Raw genomic sequence first — 17,339 nt, 5'->3', positions numbered from 1 at the left:
GAACTCAGAAGTGAAACGCCGTAGCGCCGATGGTAGTGTGGGGTCTCCCCATGCGAGAGTAGGGAACTGCCAGGCATCAGATAAGTGAAGAAGCCCCGCACGAAAGTGCGGGGCTTTTTTACGTCTGCACTTTGCCATGTTAAGCTGAAAATATGATCTACAGGGACGCGGTATGTCACCCTTAACTCCCCATTCTCCACCTCTGAATGACCAGCAACCCGCTGATTTTTCGATAATTAGCGACATGGCTCACAATAATAATCTCGGATTACGCCGCCTTTACCTTCAGTAGACTTAAATGCTTTACTCACTCCTTTAAACGCTGTTGATCAGCAAGGAACAGAGGTAAGGCATGGCACCCACAAATAATAAAACTCAGACGGATGATACAAAGAAACGTATCTGGGCTATCGTCGGCGCGTCATCAGGTAACCTGGTTGAGTGGTTCGACTTCTACGTTTACTCCTTCTTCTCACTCTATTTTGCCCACATTTTCTTTCCGCAGGGCGATACCACGACTCAGTTGTTACAGACAGCGGGCGTTTTTGCGGCAGGATTTTTAATGCGTCCGATTGGCGGCTGGCTGTTCGGCTATATCGGCGATAAACATGGCCGAAAAAATTCGATGCTGGTTTCGGTCTGCATGATGTGTTTTGGTTCGCTGGTGATCGCCTGCTTACCCGGTTACGCAACGATCGGCGTGGCTGCGCCCGTTATTCTGCTGCTGGCGCGTATGTTTCAGGGATTATCGGTGGGCGGAGAATATGGGACTAGTGCAACCTACATGAGCGAAGTGGCTCTGGAAGGACGCAAAGGATTCTACGCCTCATTCCAGTATGTCACGCTGATTGGTGGCCAGTTAGCGGCGGTACTCACCGTCGTGGTCCTGCAATTTTTGCTGACGGATGCAGAACTGCGAAGCTGGGGCTGGCGTATTCCGTTCTTCCTCGGCGCACTCCTCGCCGTTGTCGCATTATGGTTACGACGCTCACTGGAAGAGACCTCAGATAAGACGAGCCGCGAACATCGCGATGCGGGTAGCGTAATCGGGTTACTGCGCAATCATACTCGTCCCTTCCTGATGGTGCTGGGTTTCACCGCAGGCGGCTCCCTGAGTTTTTACACCTTCACCACCTACATGCAGAAGTATCTGGTTAATACGTCAGGTATGGATCCTAAAACCGCCAGCGGCCTGATGACCGGTGCGCTGCTGGTCTTTATGCTGATTCAGCCGATTATCGGTGCCCTGTCAGATAAAATCGGTCGTCGCACCTCGATGATGATTTTTGGCGCGGGCGCGGCCATCTGTACGGTCCCCATTCTGACGCTGTTGCAAAACGTGCAGAGCCCTGGTGTGGCTTTCCTGTTGATCATGCTGGCGCTGCTGATTACCAGCTTCTACACCGCCATCAGTGGCATTCTTAAAGCAGAAATGTTTCCGCCACAGGTGCGCGCACTGGGTGTAGGACTATCTTACGCAGTAGCGAATGCGATCTTTGGTGGGTCGGCAGAGTATGTTGCGTTGCTGATGAAGCAGCAGGGGATTGAGACGACTTTCTTCTGGTATGTTTCAGCGATGGGCGCGGTGGCATTTCTGGTGTCGTTGTTGCTGCACAAGCGCGGTAAGGGGATTAAGCTTTAACAGAGAAAGCTACTGACTCAGATTCCACAGGGCAATGCCGCTGGCAGCACCGGCGGCATCCCAGGCGAAATCTTTCCAGCTCCAGCCGCTGCCATTCGGGCGGCTGTCATACCACTCTTTTCCCGCCCCAGGCGTTAATGAAAACAGTCTGGCTTTGCCGGTCAGAATGGTGCTGACGCTGCCTTCCCATATTCACTACCGGCAGCGGCCAGGACTGCAGAGGCGACAAAATGCTCCGCTTTATCCCGTCCGGTCCACTGATCTTCCGCCATATGGGCGCATCCGCTACACAACAACACAGCAAGCAGCACACTTCGCATAGCAGATGCCTTATTGGCCGCAGTGATTAAAGAATCCGGCTGATCAGGCGATCGATACGTATCCGGCGCAGACGGCGAATCAGTTTGCGCACCTTGGCCGGGTAATCAGCAATACTCTCAAGCTCACGGAAATGCGTCACTACCGTTGTGTTCTGCCGGATTAACGTCAGCTCCTTCTCACGCTGAGCCGCTAACTCCTGATGAGGATCGTGGATCAGCACCGCATTTTCCAGATCGAGCCGCCAGGCACGTGGATTGAGGTTATTACCGGTAATCAGCTGCCATTCGTCATCAACCCACATTCCTTTAAGGTGATAACTGTTCTCGCCATCCTTCCACAGTCTCACGACCAGCTGATCGGTCGTAACGTAGTAGTGCAAACGGCTCATAAAGCGACGCAGATTGATTTCATACAGGTAAGGCAGCGCGCCTATGATTTTGAACGGCTGATCGGGCGCAATATAGAAGTCATTGGCTGTTTTATCGCCGACGATGATCTCAACCTGTTTTCCCTGACGCAGAAGATGAATGATATTACGTACCAGCAAGGCGGGCATGTTGAAGTAGGGGGTACAGATGATCAGCTTCTGTTCCGCACAGGGCATCAGGTGGAAAATGGTTTTATTGAGCAGGCTATGCTTACCCAGACCGACCAGCGGCGTGACCGTCAGTTCATCGTTGCCGGCATTCCCTTCAAACTGATAATTGAAGCCGCGCAGGTCCTGACGGAACTGGCGTGTCTCATTTTTAATTTCAGGACTTGAGGGGCGCTCAGCAAAATCGAGTCGGTTTACCGCTTCCGCTGACTTCAGATTGAGCGTGATCCAGTCATACATCGTATCTGTCAGCTGGGAATTACGGATAACCTGATAACGGTCATAGCGATACTTATCATGCTGATGCAGGTAGACATCATTGATGCTGGCGCCGCTGTAGAGCAGCATGTCATCAATAATGAACCCTTTAAGGTGGAGCACGCCCAGCGCTTCACGGGTATTGACCGGGATACCATAAACCGGGATGGCGATATCCGGATAACGTGTCGCCATTTCGCAATACCAGTCGGCATTGGTTACGCCTCGCGCTGCGCCAATTCGCCCACGCTGCGCACGGTGCCAGTCAACCAGAATCGAAATATCCAGCTCCGGCCGCGCCTGCTTCGCACTATAAAGCGCATCCATGACGGCACGTCCGGCGTCATCATTTTCCAGATAGAGCGCAACAATACAGATGCGAGTCTGCGCTGCCGCAATTTTCTCCAGCAACGTCTGGCGAAATTCGGCAGGTGAGTAAAGTGTCGACACATCCGCAACGGATTGTGACAGTTTCGGCAGCTGTGCGAGGTGTTGTTGGTGTTTGTTACGTTTAAATTTAGACAACATCGCAGTGCACTTCTTCTCTGTTCATTGCATGGCCTTTTGCCATCAAATCAGGGTTATAACCACAAATAATAACATCAACTTCGCCGATTCGAACGTTTTTTACCTTTCTCTACAAGGTTAGTTGATCTCATTCTGTAAAGACAATTTCAGGCTGACAATACCGTCATCCAGTTGAATATCAACATGAAAGTTGAGCTTTCGTGCCAGCGTAATCATGCCGCGGTTATGGGGCATGGTGATACCGTTCAATTGTTGCAAGCCGTGATGCCGGGTATAGCGGATCATCTTTTCCAGCAGACGACGGCCCATGCCTAAGCCTTTCAGGTCGGAACGGACCAGCACCGAAAACTCCGCATCAATGTTATCTGCATCAGAGATAGCGCGGGTGACGCCGATGATCTCGGATCGTCCATGATGCTGACGTACCGCCACAATCGCCATCTCGCGGTCATAATCGATCTGGGTCATGTTGGCGAGATCATCATGAGTAAACTCACTGATTTCACTGAAGTAGCGGTAGTAGAGATCCTCTTTGGTGACCTGACTGATGAAATCGCGCAGCAGAGGCTCATCCTCTGGCAGAATGGGCCGGAACAGGCAGAATTGCCCATCCTTTAACTCTACCTGCTCTTCCAGATGCTGAGGATAAGGACGTATTGCCAGCCGTGCTTCGTTATCGCCGTGGAACGGAGCCAGCGTCAGGGTGACATCCAGCAGGGTAAAATCATTGCCCGCCGCCAGCAGCGGATGAATATCCAGTCGCTGGATCTCCGGGCAATCCACCACCAGGTTAGAGACCTGCACCAGCAGCTGGCTTAAACCGGGGATATCCAGCGGATTCAGCGCGCTGCGGCTGCGGATTTTTCCGCTCTTGATCGCCTGAATCACCAGATAGCGTGCCAGCGTCATATTCAGCGGGGGGAGGGCAACGGCAGCCTGTTTATCGGCCTGCCATTCAACGCCGCCTTCCCCCAGCATAATGATCGGGCCAAACAGGGCATCCTGTTCGACCACGACCCGCAGCTCCTGTGCGCCTGCACGACTCGCCATGCTCTGAACCAGCAGCCCTTCGATACGTGCCTGCGGCAACGTCTGTTTTACCCGATCAAAAATGGCCTCAGCGGCATGCTCCACTTCGCTGGCATTACGCAGGTAGAGCATCACGCCCTGCACCTCCGATTTATGCGCGATATCGGGTGAACGCAATTTTAGCGCCACCGGATAGCCAATCTGATCGGCAATCGCCACTGCCGCCTTACTGTCGCTGGCGATCCAGGTCGGCAGCGTGGCCAGGCCGTAAGCCTGCAGTACCGGCTGCACTTCATGGGTATCCAGCGCGGTAACACCGCGCTCCAGCGCCTGTGACAGCAGCTGGTGGGCATGGGCACTGTCCAGGTTCAGGGTGGCGGGCAGGGCAGGGGTTTCGCGCAGCTGCTTCTGGTTACGGCGGTACTCAACCTGATGCATAAAAGCGGTCACCGTTCCCTCTGGCGTGCGCCAGGTCGGTATCCCCGCCTGCGTAAAGGCTCGGCGCGCGGCTTGTGAAGAGAACTCGCCGCTCCAGTTGGTCAGCAGCGTCACCAGCTTACCGCGCGGGTGACGGGCGATGGTGTCGATCAGATGTCCGGCCGTTTCAGTCGCGGGCGCGACCGCGCTTGGCGCATGAATAATCATCAATGCATCAAGTTCATGGCTGTCGAGCAGGATCTCTGTGCAGGCGGCATAACGTTCTGCTGTGGCGTCATCTTTTAAATCCAGCGGGTTGCCGCGGCCTGCGCCAGCGGGCAACAGCGCCTCGAGCTGCTGAATCGTCTGCTCGCTGAGCTGCGCCAGTTTCCCGTTGCGGGCATAGAGCTCATCCAGCGCCAGCGCGGCGGGGGCGGCACCATTACTGATGATCATCAGCCTGTCGCCACGCAGCGGCCGCATATGACTCAGCGACTCAACGGCGGAGAAGAGCTCATGGGTATCCTGCACCCGCAGTAACCCGGCACGCTGAATGGCTGCATCCCAGGCGGCGTCCAGACCGCTGTGGGTGCCCAGCAGCGCCTGTGCTTCCCGGCTGCGACCACTCTTGATCACCAGAATCGGTTTATTACGGGAGGCGCTGCGTGAGGCAGAAACAAAACGACGCGCATCGCTGAGGTGCTCAAGATAGAGCAGGATAGCGCTGGTTTTACCGTCGCGAGCCAGGAAGTCGAGCAGATCATCGACATCGGTATCCAGACTGTCACCCAGCGCGATAAACCAGGAGAATCCGAGATTACGCTGCTGCGCCCAGTCGAGAATGGTGTTGGATACGGCGGCGGACTGGGAGATAAATGCGATACGGCCTTTCTCTATCGGCACTGGCGAGAAGCTGGCATTCAATCCCTGCCAGGGGGCCAGCAGGCCAAGACTGTTCGGTCCCAGCAGACGTATCTGCCACTGACTGGCGCAGGCTTTGAGTTCGGCAGACTGGCTGGCGGGTGCAGAGAGAATAATGCAGGCCTTGCAGCCTTTCTCCCCGAGCTGTTGCAGCAGTTCGAGGTTACGTTTTGAATGGGTGCAGATTACTGCCAGGTCTGGCGCGAAAGGTAAGCTGTCGATAGTGGGCCAGGCCAGTACGCCGCTGACCGCTTTATATTTCGGCGTCACCGGCAACACCGGGCCGCTAAAACCGCCCGCCAGCAGGTTACGCATCATAAAGTATCCGGCGCGCCCTGGCGTGACCGAGGCACCAATCACCGCAATTGATTTAGGTCGTAACAGCGCTTCCAGTCCGCGTTGGCTCATCTCGCTCTCCAGAGTTCGGGATTTGCGTGATTGTAAACGCTTTTTGCTGGCAGTGCTTCCGGGCAGATCGCAGGCTGCGCATCCCGATTTTAATCTCTGTCACCGCAGGGACGCTCCCGCCAGGAGGTGACAGGGCGATTAATCCTGTCCGGCGTGGTGCGGTTTCCCTGCCAGATAGGCCGCGCGGAACTGATCAAAATGGTGAGATAACGCCTCAGCCGCCAGCCGATCGCCCGCCTGCGCCAGCAGCGCCGCGGCCACTTCAGCAGTGCAGTGCTGACCTGCGCCGTGGGCTTCACGCAGCGTATAGCGCGACGGGGTGCTGACATCCAGCGACATCACCGGCAGGGCGTCGAGCCAGGGGCTTTTACGGAACATTTTGCGGGCTTCGGTCCAGGTGCCGTCCAGCATAATAAACAGCGGCGGCTTGCCACTGGCGGGCGGCGTTGTCAGCACTTCGCGACCGGGGTCGGCATAAGCGGCCGGGAAAACCACCAGCGGCTGATAATCGGGATTGCGCACCGCCGCCAGCAGCAGCGGATCCGGCTCGGTGCGTGACCAGCCAAAAGCCTGGGTATCCGGCAGAATATCGGCAATCAGCCGGCCGGTGTTGCTCGGCTTCATCGGCTCGGTATCGAACATCACCAGGCAGAAGCGGCTACGGGCGGACTGCGGCACGATCTGACTGCAGAGACAGTTGACTTCTGGCAGCAGGCAGCCCTGACAGCGGATGACCCGATTCCCGCGCGCGAGGAAAGGACGGGTGGATCGGGCCAGGCGTTGGGTGCGCAAGCGCAAAACAGCATTATCAGACATGAGTATTCAGGGCAGGAAAAACGTCAGTGTAATCGAAGCGCAGGCGAAAAGGAAAAGGCCAGCCAGGCTGGCCTCTGAAGATTAAAGTGACTCATCCAGCCATTCATTGAAAGGCGCTTTAGGCATCGCGCCATTCAGCATGTCGACCCGCTCGCCGTTCTTAAACAGCATGATGGTCGGGATGCTGCGAATGTTGAAACGGGCGCTCAGGGCCGGCTCCGCTTCGGTGTTCACTTTAATAAAGCGGACTTTACCGCTGCGTTCACTGGCGACATCTTTAAACACCGGCGCAAAATTGACACAGGGACCACACCAGGGCGCCCAGAAATCGATCACCACCGGCAGATCATCCTGCAGATATTTGTCAAAGTTAGCGCTGGTGGCATTCACCACTTCGCCATCAAATAACGCATTTCCACAGCGACCACATTTCGCCACGTCGGCAAGGCGTTCTTCAGGAACGCGATTGGTTGCCTGACAGGAAGCGCATACCGTATTCATAGGAACCTCTGATGTTGAAAAGTGTCAGTCTGGTAAATATTGTTCATTATGAAAGGGGACGGATTCCCTCTCAATCTGGATTGCTCTATAGGTTCAATAGTTGATAGCTAAGCGCCAGCACATCAGGTAATCTGCGCGCTCTCAATGCAGGAGGAAGACATGAACGACGAATTTAAAGGCAAGAGCGGTAAGGTTAAGGTGATGTACGTGCGTGGCGAGGACGATAAAAGCGCGCGCGCGCCTAATCCTCGTACAGGCAAAGGTGGTCACGCTGCTGCCCGTTCGGATGATAATCGTCGTTCGTCTGGCCCCCGTACTGAACGCAGTCAGGAAGGTGGTCGCTCCGCTGGCCGTCGCAGCGACGACACCGGTCGCAGCAGTTCACCGCGTCGTGATGAAGGCGGACGTGGCGCTCCACGCCGTTCAGACGATGGCGCAGGCCGCCGCAACGATCGTGGCGATGATAATCGCGGCGCCTATGGCAGCAGCGATTCCCCATGGCGCACCGTGTCTCGCGCGCCATCAGCAGATCGTCCGGCAACCGAAAGCGATAAGCCGGATCACGGCGGCATCAGCGGCAAGAGCTTCGTCGATCCCGAACAGATCCGTCGTCAGCGTAACGAAGAGACGCGCGTCTATGGTGAGAACGCCTGTCAGGCGCTGTTCCAGAGCCGCCCTGAAGCGATTGTTCGCGCCTGGTTCGTGCAGGAAGTGACACCACGTTTCCGCGAAGCGCTGCGCTGGCTGGCGGCTAACCGCAAAGCCTATCACGTCGTGGAAGATGCAGAGATTACCAAAGCGTCAGGCACTGAGCATCATGGTGGCGTCTGCTTCCTGATCAAAAAGCGCATGGGTATGGCGGTTTCTGAATGGCTGAGCCAGGCGAATAGCAAAGATTGCGTGCTGGCACTGGAAGATGTCAGCAACCCGCATAACCTCGGCGCGATTATGCGCAGCTGCGCGCACTTTGGCGTAAAAGGTTTGCTGGTGAACGACGCCTCGCTGCTGGAGTCCGGCGCAGCGGTACGTACCGCAGAAGGCGGTGCTGAGCATGTGCAGGCCATCAGCGGCGCAACCTTCAGTGAAGGTCTGGAAGCGTTCCGTAAAGCGGGTTACACCATCGTCACCACCTCCAGCCATCAGGGCACGCCGCTGGCGCAGGCTCAGCTGCCCGAGAAAATGGTGCTGGTGTTAGGGCAGGAGCGTGAAGGTCTTTCTGATACCGCGTTCAAACAGGGTGACATGAGCCTGTCGATTGGCGGCACCGGCAACGTAGAAAGCCTTAACGTCTCGGTCGCAACCGGCGTACTGCTCGCCGAATGGTGGCGTCAGAACGCATAAAAAAACGGGCCGAAAGGCCCGTTTTGCTGTGTCACATCAGTGCGCGCCACCGCCGCCGCCGCCTGCGCTAAACGGCGGGCGGGCAAACCAGATCAGCACCAGCAGAATCAAAAAGACCCCCGCCGACGCCCAGAAAATTTCATTCGCTGAAATAATCAGTCCCTGGTTAGTAATCTGCTGCGCGATCCAGGCAGACGCCTGCTGCTGCGTCATCCCCATGCTCTCCAGCTGGCTATACATCTGCTGCGAATTGACGTTGTACGGGGTAATCGACTCCGTCAGGTAGCTATGATGCATCGACTCGCGGTTACTCCACATGGTGGTGGTAATCGACGTTCCCACCGAGCCTGCAAAGGTACGCATAAAGTTCGACAGGCTGGAGGCAGCGGCCATGCGCTCCGGCGGCAGTCCCGACAGCGTAATGGTGGTCAGCGGCATAAAGAAGCAGGCCACGGCAAAGCCCTGAATAAACTGCGGCCAGGCTGAGGCACCAAAGTCCATTCCCGGTTCAAATGTATACGCGCGCCAGTAGAAGCAGACGGCATACATAATGAAGCTGAACGTGACCAGCCGTCGCATGTCGAGCTTATGGGCAAAGCGTCCGATGATCGGCGACAGGATCACCGGCAAAATGCCCACTGGCGCAGACGCCAGACCGGCCCAGGTTGCGGTGTAGCCGTAGACCTCCTGCAGCAGCTGCGGCAACAGAACAATCGAGCCGAAGTAGAGCATATAAGCCAGACTGATCGACAGGCAGCCAATGGTGAAGTTGCGCGACTTAAACAGCGACAGGTCAATGATCGGGTGATCGTCAGTCAGCTCCCATACCAGCAGGACTGACAGCGCAATCACGGCCACTACCCCGAGCACGATAATCTCGGACGAGTTAAACCAGTCGAGCTCCTTTCCGCGATCCAGCATCACCTGCAAACAGCCGATCCCCACCACCAGCAGCACCAGCCCGACCATATCGATCCGCCGGATTTCGGTTTTGGTTTCCCGGCCGCGCAGGGTTTGCAGCGTCAGTATCACCACCGCCACACCAATGGGCACGTTGATAAAGAAGATCCAGCCCCAGTGATAGTTATCGCTGATCCAGCCGCCCAGTATCGGGCCACAGATCGGTGCGACGATCACCGTCATCGCCCACAGCGACAGCGCAACACTGCGCTTGGCAGGCGGATAGTTGTTGAGCAGCAGACTTTGCGACAGCGGGATCAAGGGACCCGCGACGATCCCCTGAATGACGCGGAAGAAGATCAGCATCTCCAGGCTGTCTGACATGCCGCACGCCCAGGAGGCGATAGCAAACAGAATGGTCGACCAGGTAAAGAGCTTCACTTCACCGATGCGTTTTGCCAGCCAGCCGGTCAGCGGGATCGAGATCGCATTGGCCACACCAAACGAGGTGATCACCCAGGTTCCCTGGGAGTTCGACGCCCCCAGATTACCGGCAATCGTGGGGATAGCCACGTTGGCGATGGTCGAGTCCAGAACCTGCATGAACGTCGCCAGCGATAGCGCAATGGTCATCAGGACCAGCGGCATTCCTTCAAGCGGTTTTTGTGCCATTACAGCCTCCGCGTCATCATCCGGCGTTGGCGCGGACGATATCGGTGATCAGCTGATTGACCGGCGCAAGGTCAATCGCCAGTGCGTTGCTGCTGTAAGCGGCTTGCTGACGGGCGCTGGTGGCCAGCGCGCTGCCCTCTTTGCTGGTGGTATCGATTTTAACCAGCGTTGAGAGACCAATACGCAGCGGATGTCTGGCGATATCTTCCTGATTCAGTTCGATACGAACCGGCAGGCGCTGAACCACTTTGATCCAGTTACCGGTGGCATTCTGTGCCGGCAACAGTGAGAAGGCGCTGCCGGTGCCCATATCCAGTCCTGCAACTTTGCCCTGATAAACCACTTCGTCACCGTAGATGTCGGCAACTACGGTGACAGGCTGACCAATACGAACGCCAGCCAGCTGAGTCTCTTTAAAGTTGGCATCGACCCACAGATTCGTTGCAGGCACGACGGCGAGCAGCGGGGTGCTGGTGGAGATTTGCGAACCGACCTGCACGCTGCGACGGGAGACAAAACCATCCATCGGGCTACGGATTTCGGTGCGCTGCAGCGCCAGCCAGGCGTCACGCAGCTCAGCCGCGCTCTGTTGCACGGCAGGCTGATTTTCCAGTGAGGTGTTGAGGATCATCGCCTGATTCGCATTGTATTGCTGAATCGCCACGTCCAGTTGTGCTTTGGCCGTCGCGACGGCATCGCGGGCGTGCTGTAACTCTTCACGGCCAATCAGATTAGCCGCACCTAACGGCTCACGGCGTTTCAGGTCGGCCTGTGCCTGCGCCAGAGCGGTCTGTTGCAAGGTAATGCTGGCCTGATACTGTTTGCCATTAATCATCAGCTGATGCGTCTGACGCACGCTGGTGGCAAGTGCCGTCTGCGCTTTTTCAAACGCCTGCTCCGCATCCGTCTTATCCAGTGAAACCAGCACATCGCCTTTTTTGACGAAATCGGTATCTTCAAACCAGACTTTATTTACGCTACCGGAGACCTGTGCCATCACCTGCACCTGGTTACCCGCAACGTAGGCGTCATCCGTTTCCTGAAAATGGCGCAGGACCAGGAACCAGTAAACTCCCCAGGCAATACCAATCAGCACAAAGATCAACGCCAGCACGATGAGCACACTTTTGCGCTTCTTCTTTTTGTTGGCTGACGGTTGCGGGCTTTGTGCTTCTGCCGTTGCACTCATGTCTTTCTCCACGTTTTCCATTTAGTCGGGTGGCAGAAATCCCTTTTCGCCAGCGCCCGAGTCGAAAAAGCCAGCGACTGAGCGCTGGCCAGATAAAAAAGGAAATTAAAATAACGATTCCGACAGGTGATTGTGTCGCACTTATTGCTATTAGCGGGAAAGCGAGGCGATCAGCTGATCTTCATCCATTTTATCAAGACGATTAAGTAGCTTACGGGTGATGCCTTCCAGCTGTGACTTCTCATCGACGGAGAGCGAAGACCAGAGGTATTGCAGGCTCTGATGCTGAGGTGGCAGCAGCTGACGCAGGAACTCCATCCCTTTATCGGTCAGATGCAGGTGCAGGCAGCGACGGTCGTGATCGCTTTCGCGACGCTCAATCCAGCCGCGCTTTTCCAGTTCATCAGCAATGCGCGTGGCATTGGTGCGCGAAGAACCAAGGGCAGAGCTGAGCTCAGAGGGCTGAATACTATGGTTTTCCTGTGCATCCAGCGTAATCAACGCCATGAACAGGGTTTCATTAATACCCTGTGCTTTCAGCATCTTATTACGGTTGTCCAGCAGTTTACCCTGCATATGCATACAGAGACGCGTCAGAATAATTTCCTGCAACGGAAAATCCTTATGGCGATTGGCACGGATGTTTAGCATCTGCTCAATGGGAGTAAACGAACTTTCCATTAAAAAAAACCTCACTAATTGCAACTTGTATAATAACTATGGTGACAGGATAAGCGTAGTCACTTTTTGGCAGGTGATCGCTGACAGAATCACTATTCACCATCAAAGGTATTCCAGGCCATTCCCTGGCCCTGGGTCAAAAACCCGTACGTCCGGCGGCAGCCGCTGTGCCGGAACGTGATCAAAAAGGGGGCAAATTTAATAATATCGCGGGGAAAAATAACTGAAGTGAATAGGTTTGCTACTAACCATAACAAACCTAACCATTTGTGACCAGACGCAATGCGCTGTCCGGCCAGGCTTCAGTTGATTTTTTCCGGCTCAAAGCGCGATCCGGTTGCCCAAATCAGCAGGTTAACCACAGTCAGCAGCGCGCCAGCGCCACAGACGCCATACCAGCCCCAAAGATGGTAAGCGGTCGCGGAGAGCAGTGAGCCGGCCGCGCCACCCATAAAGTAGCTGGTCATGTAACCGGCATTAAGACGGTTCCGCGCCTCCGGCATCTGCGCGTAGATCACGCTTTGATTGGTGATATGGACGGCCTGTACCGCCAGATCCAGCAGCAGGATGCCGACGATCAGCGGCGCAAGCTGCTCCGCGCCCCACGCAATGGCAGCCCACGACAGCAGCATAAGCAGCAGGCCCAGTTGGGTGGTCAGCTTCGCTTTACCCTTGTCAGCCAGCGCGCCCGCCTGACGTGCGGCCAGCGCACCCGCGGCACCGACCAGCCCCAGCAAGCCAATCTCGCCCTCTGAGAAGTGATAGGGCGCCCCGGCGAGCAGAAAGGCCATTGAGGTCCACAGCAGGCTGAAATTGGCAAAGGAGAGGCAGCCGGTCCAGGCGCGGGTGCGGAGCACCCGATTACCGGCATACAGGCGAAAGATGGAGGCCAGCAGTTGCGGATAGCTCATGGGCACGGACTGTTTTACGCGCGGCAGCGATCGCCACAGCGCCAGGGCCATCACCACCATCAGCAGGCTGGCAGTCCAGTAGACGGTACGCCAGCCGCCAAGCTGCGCCAGGCCGCCTGCCACGGTGCGCGCCAGCAGAATACCCAGCAGCAAACCGCTCATTACCGTTCCCACTATTTTGCTGCGCCGCTCCGGCTCTGCCAGCGTGGCGGCCAGCGGCACCAGGATTTGTGCGGCGACCGAGAACAGGCCGGTCATCACCGTGCCCAGCAGTAAAAAGAGAAAGGAGTGCGAAAGGGCGATAATCACCATGCCCGCAGCAGCCAGCAGGATCATCGTAACAATCAGGCTGCGTCGTTCAAACCGATCGCCAAGCGGCACCAGCAGCAGCAGACCGCAGGCGTAGCCCAGCTGCGCCGTGGTGACAATAAATCCGGCGAGGCTGACAGAGAGATCAAACTGTTGGGCGATGGTATTCAGTAGTGGCTGAACGTAGTAATTACTGGCTACGCAGAGGCCGGTTGCTACTGACATCAGCATTACTAAAGCAGGCGTCAGACCCTGGCGAGTCGCATTCATAAACAGCATCGGTCGCTAATAATCATTTGAGGTTAATAGTAACTCAAAAAACTATTTCACACGCATGTTTATTAACAGGCCATACCAGTCGGGATAGCTGCCATAAAAAAAGGGCAGAAAAATTTCTGCCCTCAGATAACTACCCGACTAAAAGCGTATGCTCACTGAGCCAGCACTTTTATCAACCGCCCTGGGGCGGAAATGTTTTCAGGTTATTGCGCGGCGGCCTGCGCCTCGCTGATCCATTTATCGAACTCAGCCTGATGCGCCTTAATCCAGCCGTCCACATGACGGTTAATCGCCTCTTCTGAGTTTTGTCCGGCATGCATTGCTGAGTTTTCAGCATTGATATCGGTAATGGGCAGCTTCATGACCGCAAACAGACGGGCAGCCGCCGGGTTTTTCGCCGCCCAGGCTTTGTTGGCGACGATGTGCATGGTGTTAACCGGGAAACCGTAGTTCGCACCGTTTGGCAGCTTAGTATCCACATCCTTCTGTTCGCCAGGCAGCGAAGAGAACGGCACCTGCAGCCAGACCACATCGCGGCCCGGCTTCAGCACATCGCTCAGCCAGTAGGGCGTCCAGGTGTAATAAAGGATCGGTTTACCCTGTTTGTAGCGCGCCAGCGTATCCGCCACCATCGCCGAATAGTTACCCATATTGGCGGTCACGGTATCACTGAGACCAAAGGCGCTGTTCTGATGATTAATCACCGCTTCACAGCCCCAGCCTGGCGTACAGCCGGTCATATCCGCTTTGCCATCGCCGTTGGCGTCAAACAGGCTGGCGATCTTAGGATCTTTCAGCTGTTCGATATTGGTGATGTGATATTTCTCGGCGGTCTTCTTATCAATCAGATAACCCTGGGCGGCACCGGTAACGTAGGTGCCCTGACGATAGAGCTTCTGATCGCCACCGGCGGCTTTGTACATGTCGTCATGCAGCGGCTGCCAGTTCACCGCGGTAAAGGTGGCGTCGCCGGCGGCGATAGAGGTGTAGCCAACGTTGTAATCCACTTCACTCGGCTTGCTGACCTGATAGCCGAGTTTTTCCAGCGCGCGGCTGACAATCAGGGTCTGAAAAGTCTCTTCAGCGATAGTGCTCTGTATGGGTTGTACCGTAATACCTTTGCCCGGCAGATCGGCAGCGGAGACGTGTGAAACGGCCAGCGTGGTTACCACGGCGGCGAGCAGAGAGGCTCTGTTGCGCATAGTCATTCCTTATTTCAGATGTCGCGTCAGGATGGGCGGCGCGCAGGCACCGCCCGACAGATTATTTTTTACGCGAAGGAGAGAAGATCAGGCCCAGCGGGCCGGTGTGATACCAGTGGCGATTACCGCGGCTGCGGCTATCGCGACCAAACGATTGGGTCAGGCGGTCAAGGATAATGGCAAGGATCACAATCCCTACGCCACCCACCGTAGCCAGCCCCATGTCGAGACGGCCAATACCGCGCAGCACCATCTGACCGAGTCCGCCCACGGCGATCATCGAGGCGATCACCACCATCGACAGCGCCAGCATCAGGGTCTGATTAACGCCCGCCATAATGGTGGGCATCGCCAGCGGCAACTGCACTTTGAATAGCAGCTGACGCGGACTGGCACCAAAGGATTCGCTCGCTTCGATCAGATCGGCGGGCACCTGCTTAATGCCGAGAATAGTCAGACGTACAATCGGTGGCAGGGCGAAGATAATCGTGACCACCACGCCTGGCACGTTGCCGATACCAAACAGCATCACAATCGGCACCAGATAGACAAAGGCGGGTGTTGTCTGCATCGCATCCAGCAAGGGACGTACGATACGCGCTGCCCGTTCACTGCGGGCCAGCCAGATCCCCAGCGGCAGGCCGATGAGAATGCAGAACATCAGCGCGGTAAGCACCAGCGCCAGCGTGACCATCGCCTGCGACCAGGCGCCAATTGCGCCAATCAAGATCAGCGATACCAGCGTGGCGATGCCCATGGCGGGCGTCGCGATCTGCCAGGCGATCAGCGCAAACACCAGAATCGCTACCGGCGCGGGCATCCCCAGCAACAGCTGCTGAAAGGCGCTGAGAATATAGTCAACCGGTACCCGGATACCCTGAAACAGCGGGCGGAAATGGTTGACCACCCAGTCGATGCCGGTAGTCACCCAGTGATCAAGCGGGATCCAGGTTTTGTGGAACGGATCCATGATATTGAAATGTTCCGGCGCGGGCGCAGGGGCGCTGTTGAGCCAGTCACTGCTGCTGGCTGCATCGGGTGTCGCGCTGCCATCGGGCGTGCCCCAGGCATCGGCACCGCTGCTGCTGGTGGGCGCAGCCTGACTGCTGGCGGCGGTGCCGCTATCCCACGGATTGGTGGTTTCCTGACTCATGGCTGGGCTCCTTCACGATCTAACGCGCGCAATAGCGTGCTTTTGGAAATGATACCGACATACTGATTCTCCTCGCCGACCACTGGCACCGCACAAGGCGCCTGAGCGACGTGCGAGAGCAGATCGCTCAGTGAGGTATCGGCGGGCACCGCGGCTGGCGAGTCGAGGAGGGCGCTATCGAGTCCCAGACCTGCTGCCAGCGCGGCTTTCAGCGAGTCGGTGGAGACCACGCCAAGAAACTTCTGTTTTTCCAGCACGTAACCGTAGTCGCGGTCTTCATCCTGCAGCAGCTTAATGGCGGAGCGCGGGCCGAAACCTGGCGCTTTGCGGATCAACGCTCCCGCGCTACGACGGGCGATATCTTTGGCGCTGAATACGTGGCTGATATCGACGCCGCGGAAAAAGGTGCGGACATAGTCATTGGCCGGGTTATTCAGGATCTCATCCGGCGTACCAACCTGTATCACTTCGCCGCCCTGCATAATGGCAATACGGTCGCCAATACGCATCGCTTCATCAAGATCGTGGGAAATAAAGACGATGGTGCGCTGATGCCTGGCTTGTAAATTAACCAGCTCATCCTGCATTTCAGTACGAATCAACGGATCCAGAGCGGAGAAGGCCTCATCCATTAATAAGATGTCGGGATTGATGGCCAGTGCGCGGGCTAATCCGACGCGCTGCCGCATCCCTCCGGAAAGTTCATCCGGGTAAGCGTGCGCATAATTCTCCAGCCCGACCTGACGTAACGCTTCCAGTGCTTTTTCCTGGCGTTCAGCCAGTGCGACTCCCGCTAATTCCATGCCAAATGCCGTATTATTTAATACATTCATGTGCGGCATCAAAGCAAATGACTGGAATACCATGCTGATTTTATTTCTGCGCACGTCGCGCAGTTCGCTGGCTGATATTTTGGCAATATCGACACCGTCAATAATCACCTGGCCGCGCGTCGGCTCTATCAGACGATTGAGAAGGCGAACCATGGTCGATTTTCCTGAACCGGATAACCCCATGATGACGAATATCTCGCCTTCTTCAATGGCCAGACTGGCGTTCTTTACGCCAAGGGAGAGCCCGGTCTTCTCAAGAATGACATCTTTGGTCGCACCCTTTTCAATATATTTAAACGCGCGATCCGGATTGTCGCCAAATATTTTATAGAGATTTTTTACTTCGAGCTTAATAGCCATGCAGTCATTAAATCCTGGTTGAAATATCTAATATTATCCTGTCGTTCCCGCTGAAATTTAAGCAGGCCATACC

Annotated in this window: 13 protein-coding genes and 1 pseudogene; 2 read left to right on the top strand and 12 right to left on the bottom strand. The window is 56.0% G+C overall.

The window, feature by feature from the left end; genetic code table 11:
* The first annotated feature begins 352 nt into the window (after positions 1-352).
* Complete coding sequence (locus HFD87_RS13170; protein WP_010257813.1) at positions 353-1,642, top strand: MFS family transporter; 1,290 nt, start codon at positions 353-355, stop codon at positions 1,640-1,642.
* 9 nt (positions 1,643-1,651) lie between these two features.
* Here HFD87_RS13170 and HFD87_RS23000 read toward each other — a convergent pair.
* The 5 genes and pseudogenes from HFD87_RS23000 to trxC all read right to left on the bottom strand — a co-directional run bounded on the left by HFD87_RS23000 (position 1,652) and on the right by trxC (position 7,436).
* Positions 1,652-1,962, bottom strand: a pseudogene (locus tag HFD87_RS23000) (YfiM family lipoprotein).
* A 26-nt stretch (positions 1,963-1,988) separates the two neighbouring features.
* Complete coding sequence (gene pssA, locus HFD87_RS13160) at positions 1,989-3,344, bottom strand: CDP-diacylglycerol--serine O-phosphatidyltransferase (protein ID WP_029519515.1); 1,356 nt, start codon at positions 3,342-3,344, stop codon at positions 1,989-1,991.
* Positions 3,345-3,461: 117 nt separating this feature from the next.
* Positions 3,462-6,119 carry a bifunctional acetate--CoA ligase family protein/GNAT family N-acetyltransferase gene (locus tag HFD87_RS13155; RefSeq protein WP_010672150.1) on the bottom strand — a complete coding sequence of 886 codons (2,658 nt, stop codon included), beginning with the start codon at positions 6,117-6,119 and terminating at the stop codon, positions 3,462-3,464.
* 138 nt (positions 6,120-6,257) lie between these two features.
* Positions 6,258-6,935: a tRNA-uridine aminocarboxypropyltransferase gene (locus HFD87_RS13150; RefSeq protein ID WP_167423536.1), complete on the bottom strand. Its 678-nt coding sequence runs from the start codon at positions 6,933-6,935 to the stop codon at positions 6,258-6,260.
* Between the two features lie 81 nt (positions 6,936-7,016).
* Positions 7,017-7,436, bottom strand: a complete 420-nt coding sequence (gene trxC, locus HFD87_RS13145; protein WP_010257800.1) for a thioredoxin TrxC — start codon at positions 7,434-7,436, stop codon at positions 7,017-7,019.
* Between the two features lie 159 nt (positions 7,437-7,595).
* On the opposite strand from trxC, the gene HFD87_RS13140 reads away from it, so the two are divergent.
* Positions 7,596-8,777: a tRNA/rRNA methyltransferase gene (locus HFD87_RS13140; RefSeq protein WP_045139723.1), complete on the top strand. Its 1,182-nt coding sequence runs from the start codon at positions 7,596-7,598 to the stop codon at positions 8,775-8,777.
* Between the two features lie 36 nt (positions 8,778-8,813).
* Here the strand turns inward: HFD87_RS13140 and emrB are convergent, their stop codons facing one another.
* From emrB to proV, 7 genes are all read right to left on the bottom strand, one after another.
* On the bottom strand, positions 8,814-10,349 hold the full coding sequence (gene emrB / locus HFD87_RS13135; RefSeq protein ID WP_010257793.1) for a multidrug efflux MFS transporter permease subunit EmrB: 1,536 nt from the start codon (positions 10,347-10,349) through the stop codon (positions 8,814-8,816).
* Positions 10,350-10,365: 16 nt separating this feature from the next.
* Positions 10,366-11,538, bottom strand: coding sequence for a multidrug efflux MFS transporter periplasmic adaptor subunit EmrA (gene emrA, locus HFD87_RS13130; RefSeq protein ID WP_010257791.1), 1,173 nt, complete (start codon positions 11,536-11,538; stop codon positions 10,366-10,368).
* A 150-nt stretch (positions 11,539-11,688) separates the two neighbouring features.
* Positions 11,689-12,219, bottom strand: a complete 531-nt coding sequence (gene mprA / locus HFD87_RS13125; RefSeq protein ID WP_003850381.1) for a transcriptional repressor MprA — start codon at positions 12,217-12,219, stop codon at positions 11,689-11,691.
* Positions 12,220-12,521: 302 nt separating this feature from the next.
* A complete protein-coding gene (locus HFD87_RS13120; RefSeq protein ID WP_167423535.1) occupies positions 12,522-13,709 on the bottom strand; it encodes an MFS transporter in 1,188 nt (395 codons plus the stop codon).
* A gap of 212 nt (positions 13,710-13,921) precedes the next feature.
* A complete protein-coding gene (gene proX / locus HFD87_RS13115) occupies positions 13,922-14,920 on the bottom strand; it encodes a glycine betaine/L-proline ABC transporter substrate-binding protein ProX (RefSeq protein WP_010257785.1) in 999 nt (332 codons plus the stop codon).
* A gap of 61 nt (positions 14,921-14,981) precedes the next feature.
* Complete coding sequence (gene proW, locus HFD87_RS13110; protein ID WP_167423534.1) at positions 14,982-16,073, bottom strand: glycine betaine/L-proline ABC transporter permease ProW; 1,092 nt, start codon at positions 16,071-16,073, stop codon at positions 14,982-14,984.
* A complete protein-coding gene (gene proV / locus HFD87_RS13105) occupies positions 16,070-17,266 on the bottom strand; it encodes a glycine betaine/L-proline ABC transporter ATP-binding protein ProV (protein WP_010672155.1) in 1,197 nt (398 codons plus the stop codon). The genes proW and proV overlap by 4 nt, the downstream gene beginning before the upstream one ends.
* Positions 17,267-17,339 lie beyond the last annotated feature (73 nt).

Origin of the sequence: Pantoea sp. EKM21T, assembly GCF_011800405.1 — a bacterium.
Lineage (GTDB): Bacteria > Pseudomonadota > Gammaproteobacteria > Enterobacterales > Enterobacteriaceae > Pantoea > Pantoea agglomerans.
The sequence above is the reverse complement of the archived record's forward strand: the minus strand, read 5'-3'. Positions and strand labels throughout refer to the sequence as shown.

What these genes read in the sequence shown, in the direction of transcription:
- emrB (WP_010257793.1), bottom strand. Translation starts at nt 10,349, where the DNA reads ATGGCACAAAAACCGCTTGAAGGAATGCCGCTGGTCCTGATGACCATT.
- trxC (WP_010257800.1), bottom strand. Translation starts at nt 7,436, where the DNA reads ATGAATACGGTATGCGCTTCCTGTCAGGCAACCAATCGCGTTCCTGAA.
- HFD87_RS13150 (WP_167423536.1), bottom strand. Translation starts at nt 6,935, where the DNA reads ATGTCTGATAATGCTGTTTTGCGCTTGCGCACCCAACGCCTGGCCCGA.
- HFD87_RS13140 (WP_045139723.1), top strand. Translation starts at nt 7,596, where the DNA reads ATGAACGACGAATTTAAAGGCAAGAGCGGTAAGGTTAAGGTGATGTAC.
- proV (WP_010672155.1), bottom strand. Translation starts at nt 17,266, where the DNA reads ATGGCTATTAAGCTCGAAGTAAAAAATCTCTATAAAATATTTGGCGAC.
- HFD87_RS13170 (WP_010257813.1), top strand. Translation starts at nt 353, where the DNA reads ATGGCACCCACAAATAATAAAACTCAGACGGATGATACAAAGAAACGT.
- mprA (WP_003850381.1), bottom strand. Translation starts at nt 12,219, where the DNA reads ATGGAAAGTTCGTTTACTCCCATTGAGCAGATGCTAAACATCCGTGCC.
- proX (WP_010257785.1), bottom strand. Translation starts at nt 14,920, where the DNA reads ATGCGCAACAGAGCCTCTCTGCTCGCCGCCGTGGTAACCACGCTGGCC.
- HFD87_RS13155 (WP_010672150.1), bottom strand. Translation starts at nt 6,119, where the DNA reads ATGAGCCAACGCGGACTGGAAGCGCTGTTACGACCTAAATCAATTGCG.
- pssA (WP_029519515.1), bottom strand. Translation starts at nt 3,344, where the DNA reads ATGTTGTCTAAATTTAAACGTAACAAACACCAACAACACCTCGCACAG.
- emrA (WP_010257791.1), bottom strand. Translation starts at nt 11,538, where the DNA reads ATGAGTGCAACGGCAGAAGCACAAAGCCCGCAACCGTCAGCCAACAAA.
- proW (WP_167423534.1), bottom strand. Translation starts at nt 16,073, where the DNA reads ATGAGTCAGGAAACCACCAATCCGTGGGATAGCGGCACCGCCGCCAGC.
- HFD87_RS13120 (WP_167423535.1), bottom strand. Translation starts at nt 13,709, where the DNA reads ATGAATGCGACTCGCCAGGGTCTGACGCCTGCTTTAGTAATGCTGATG.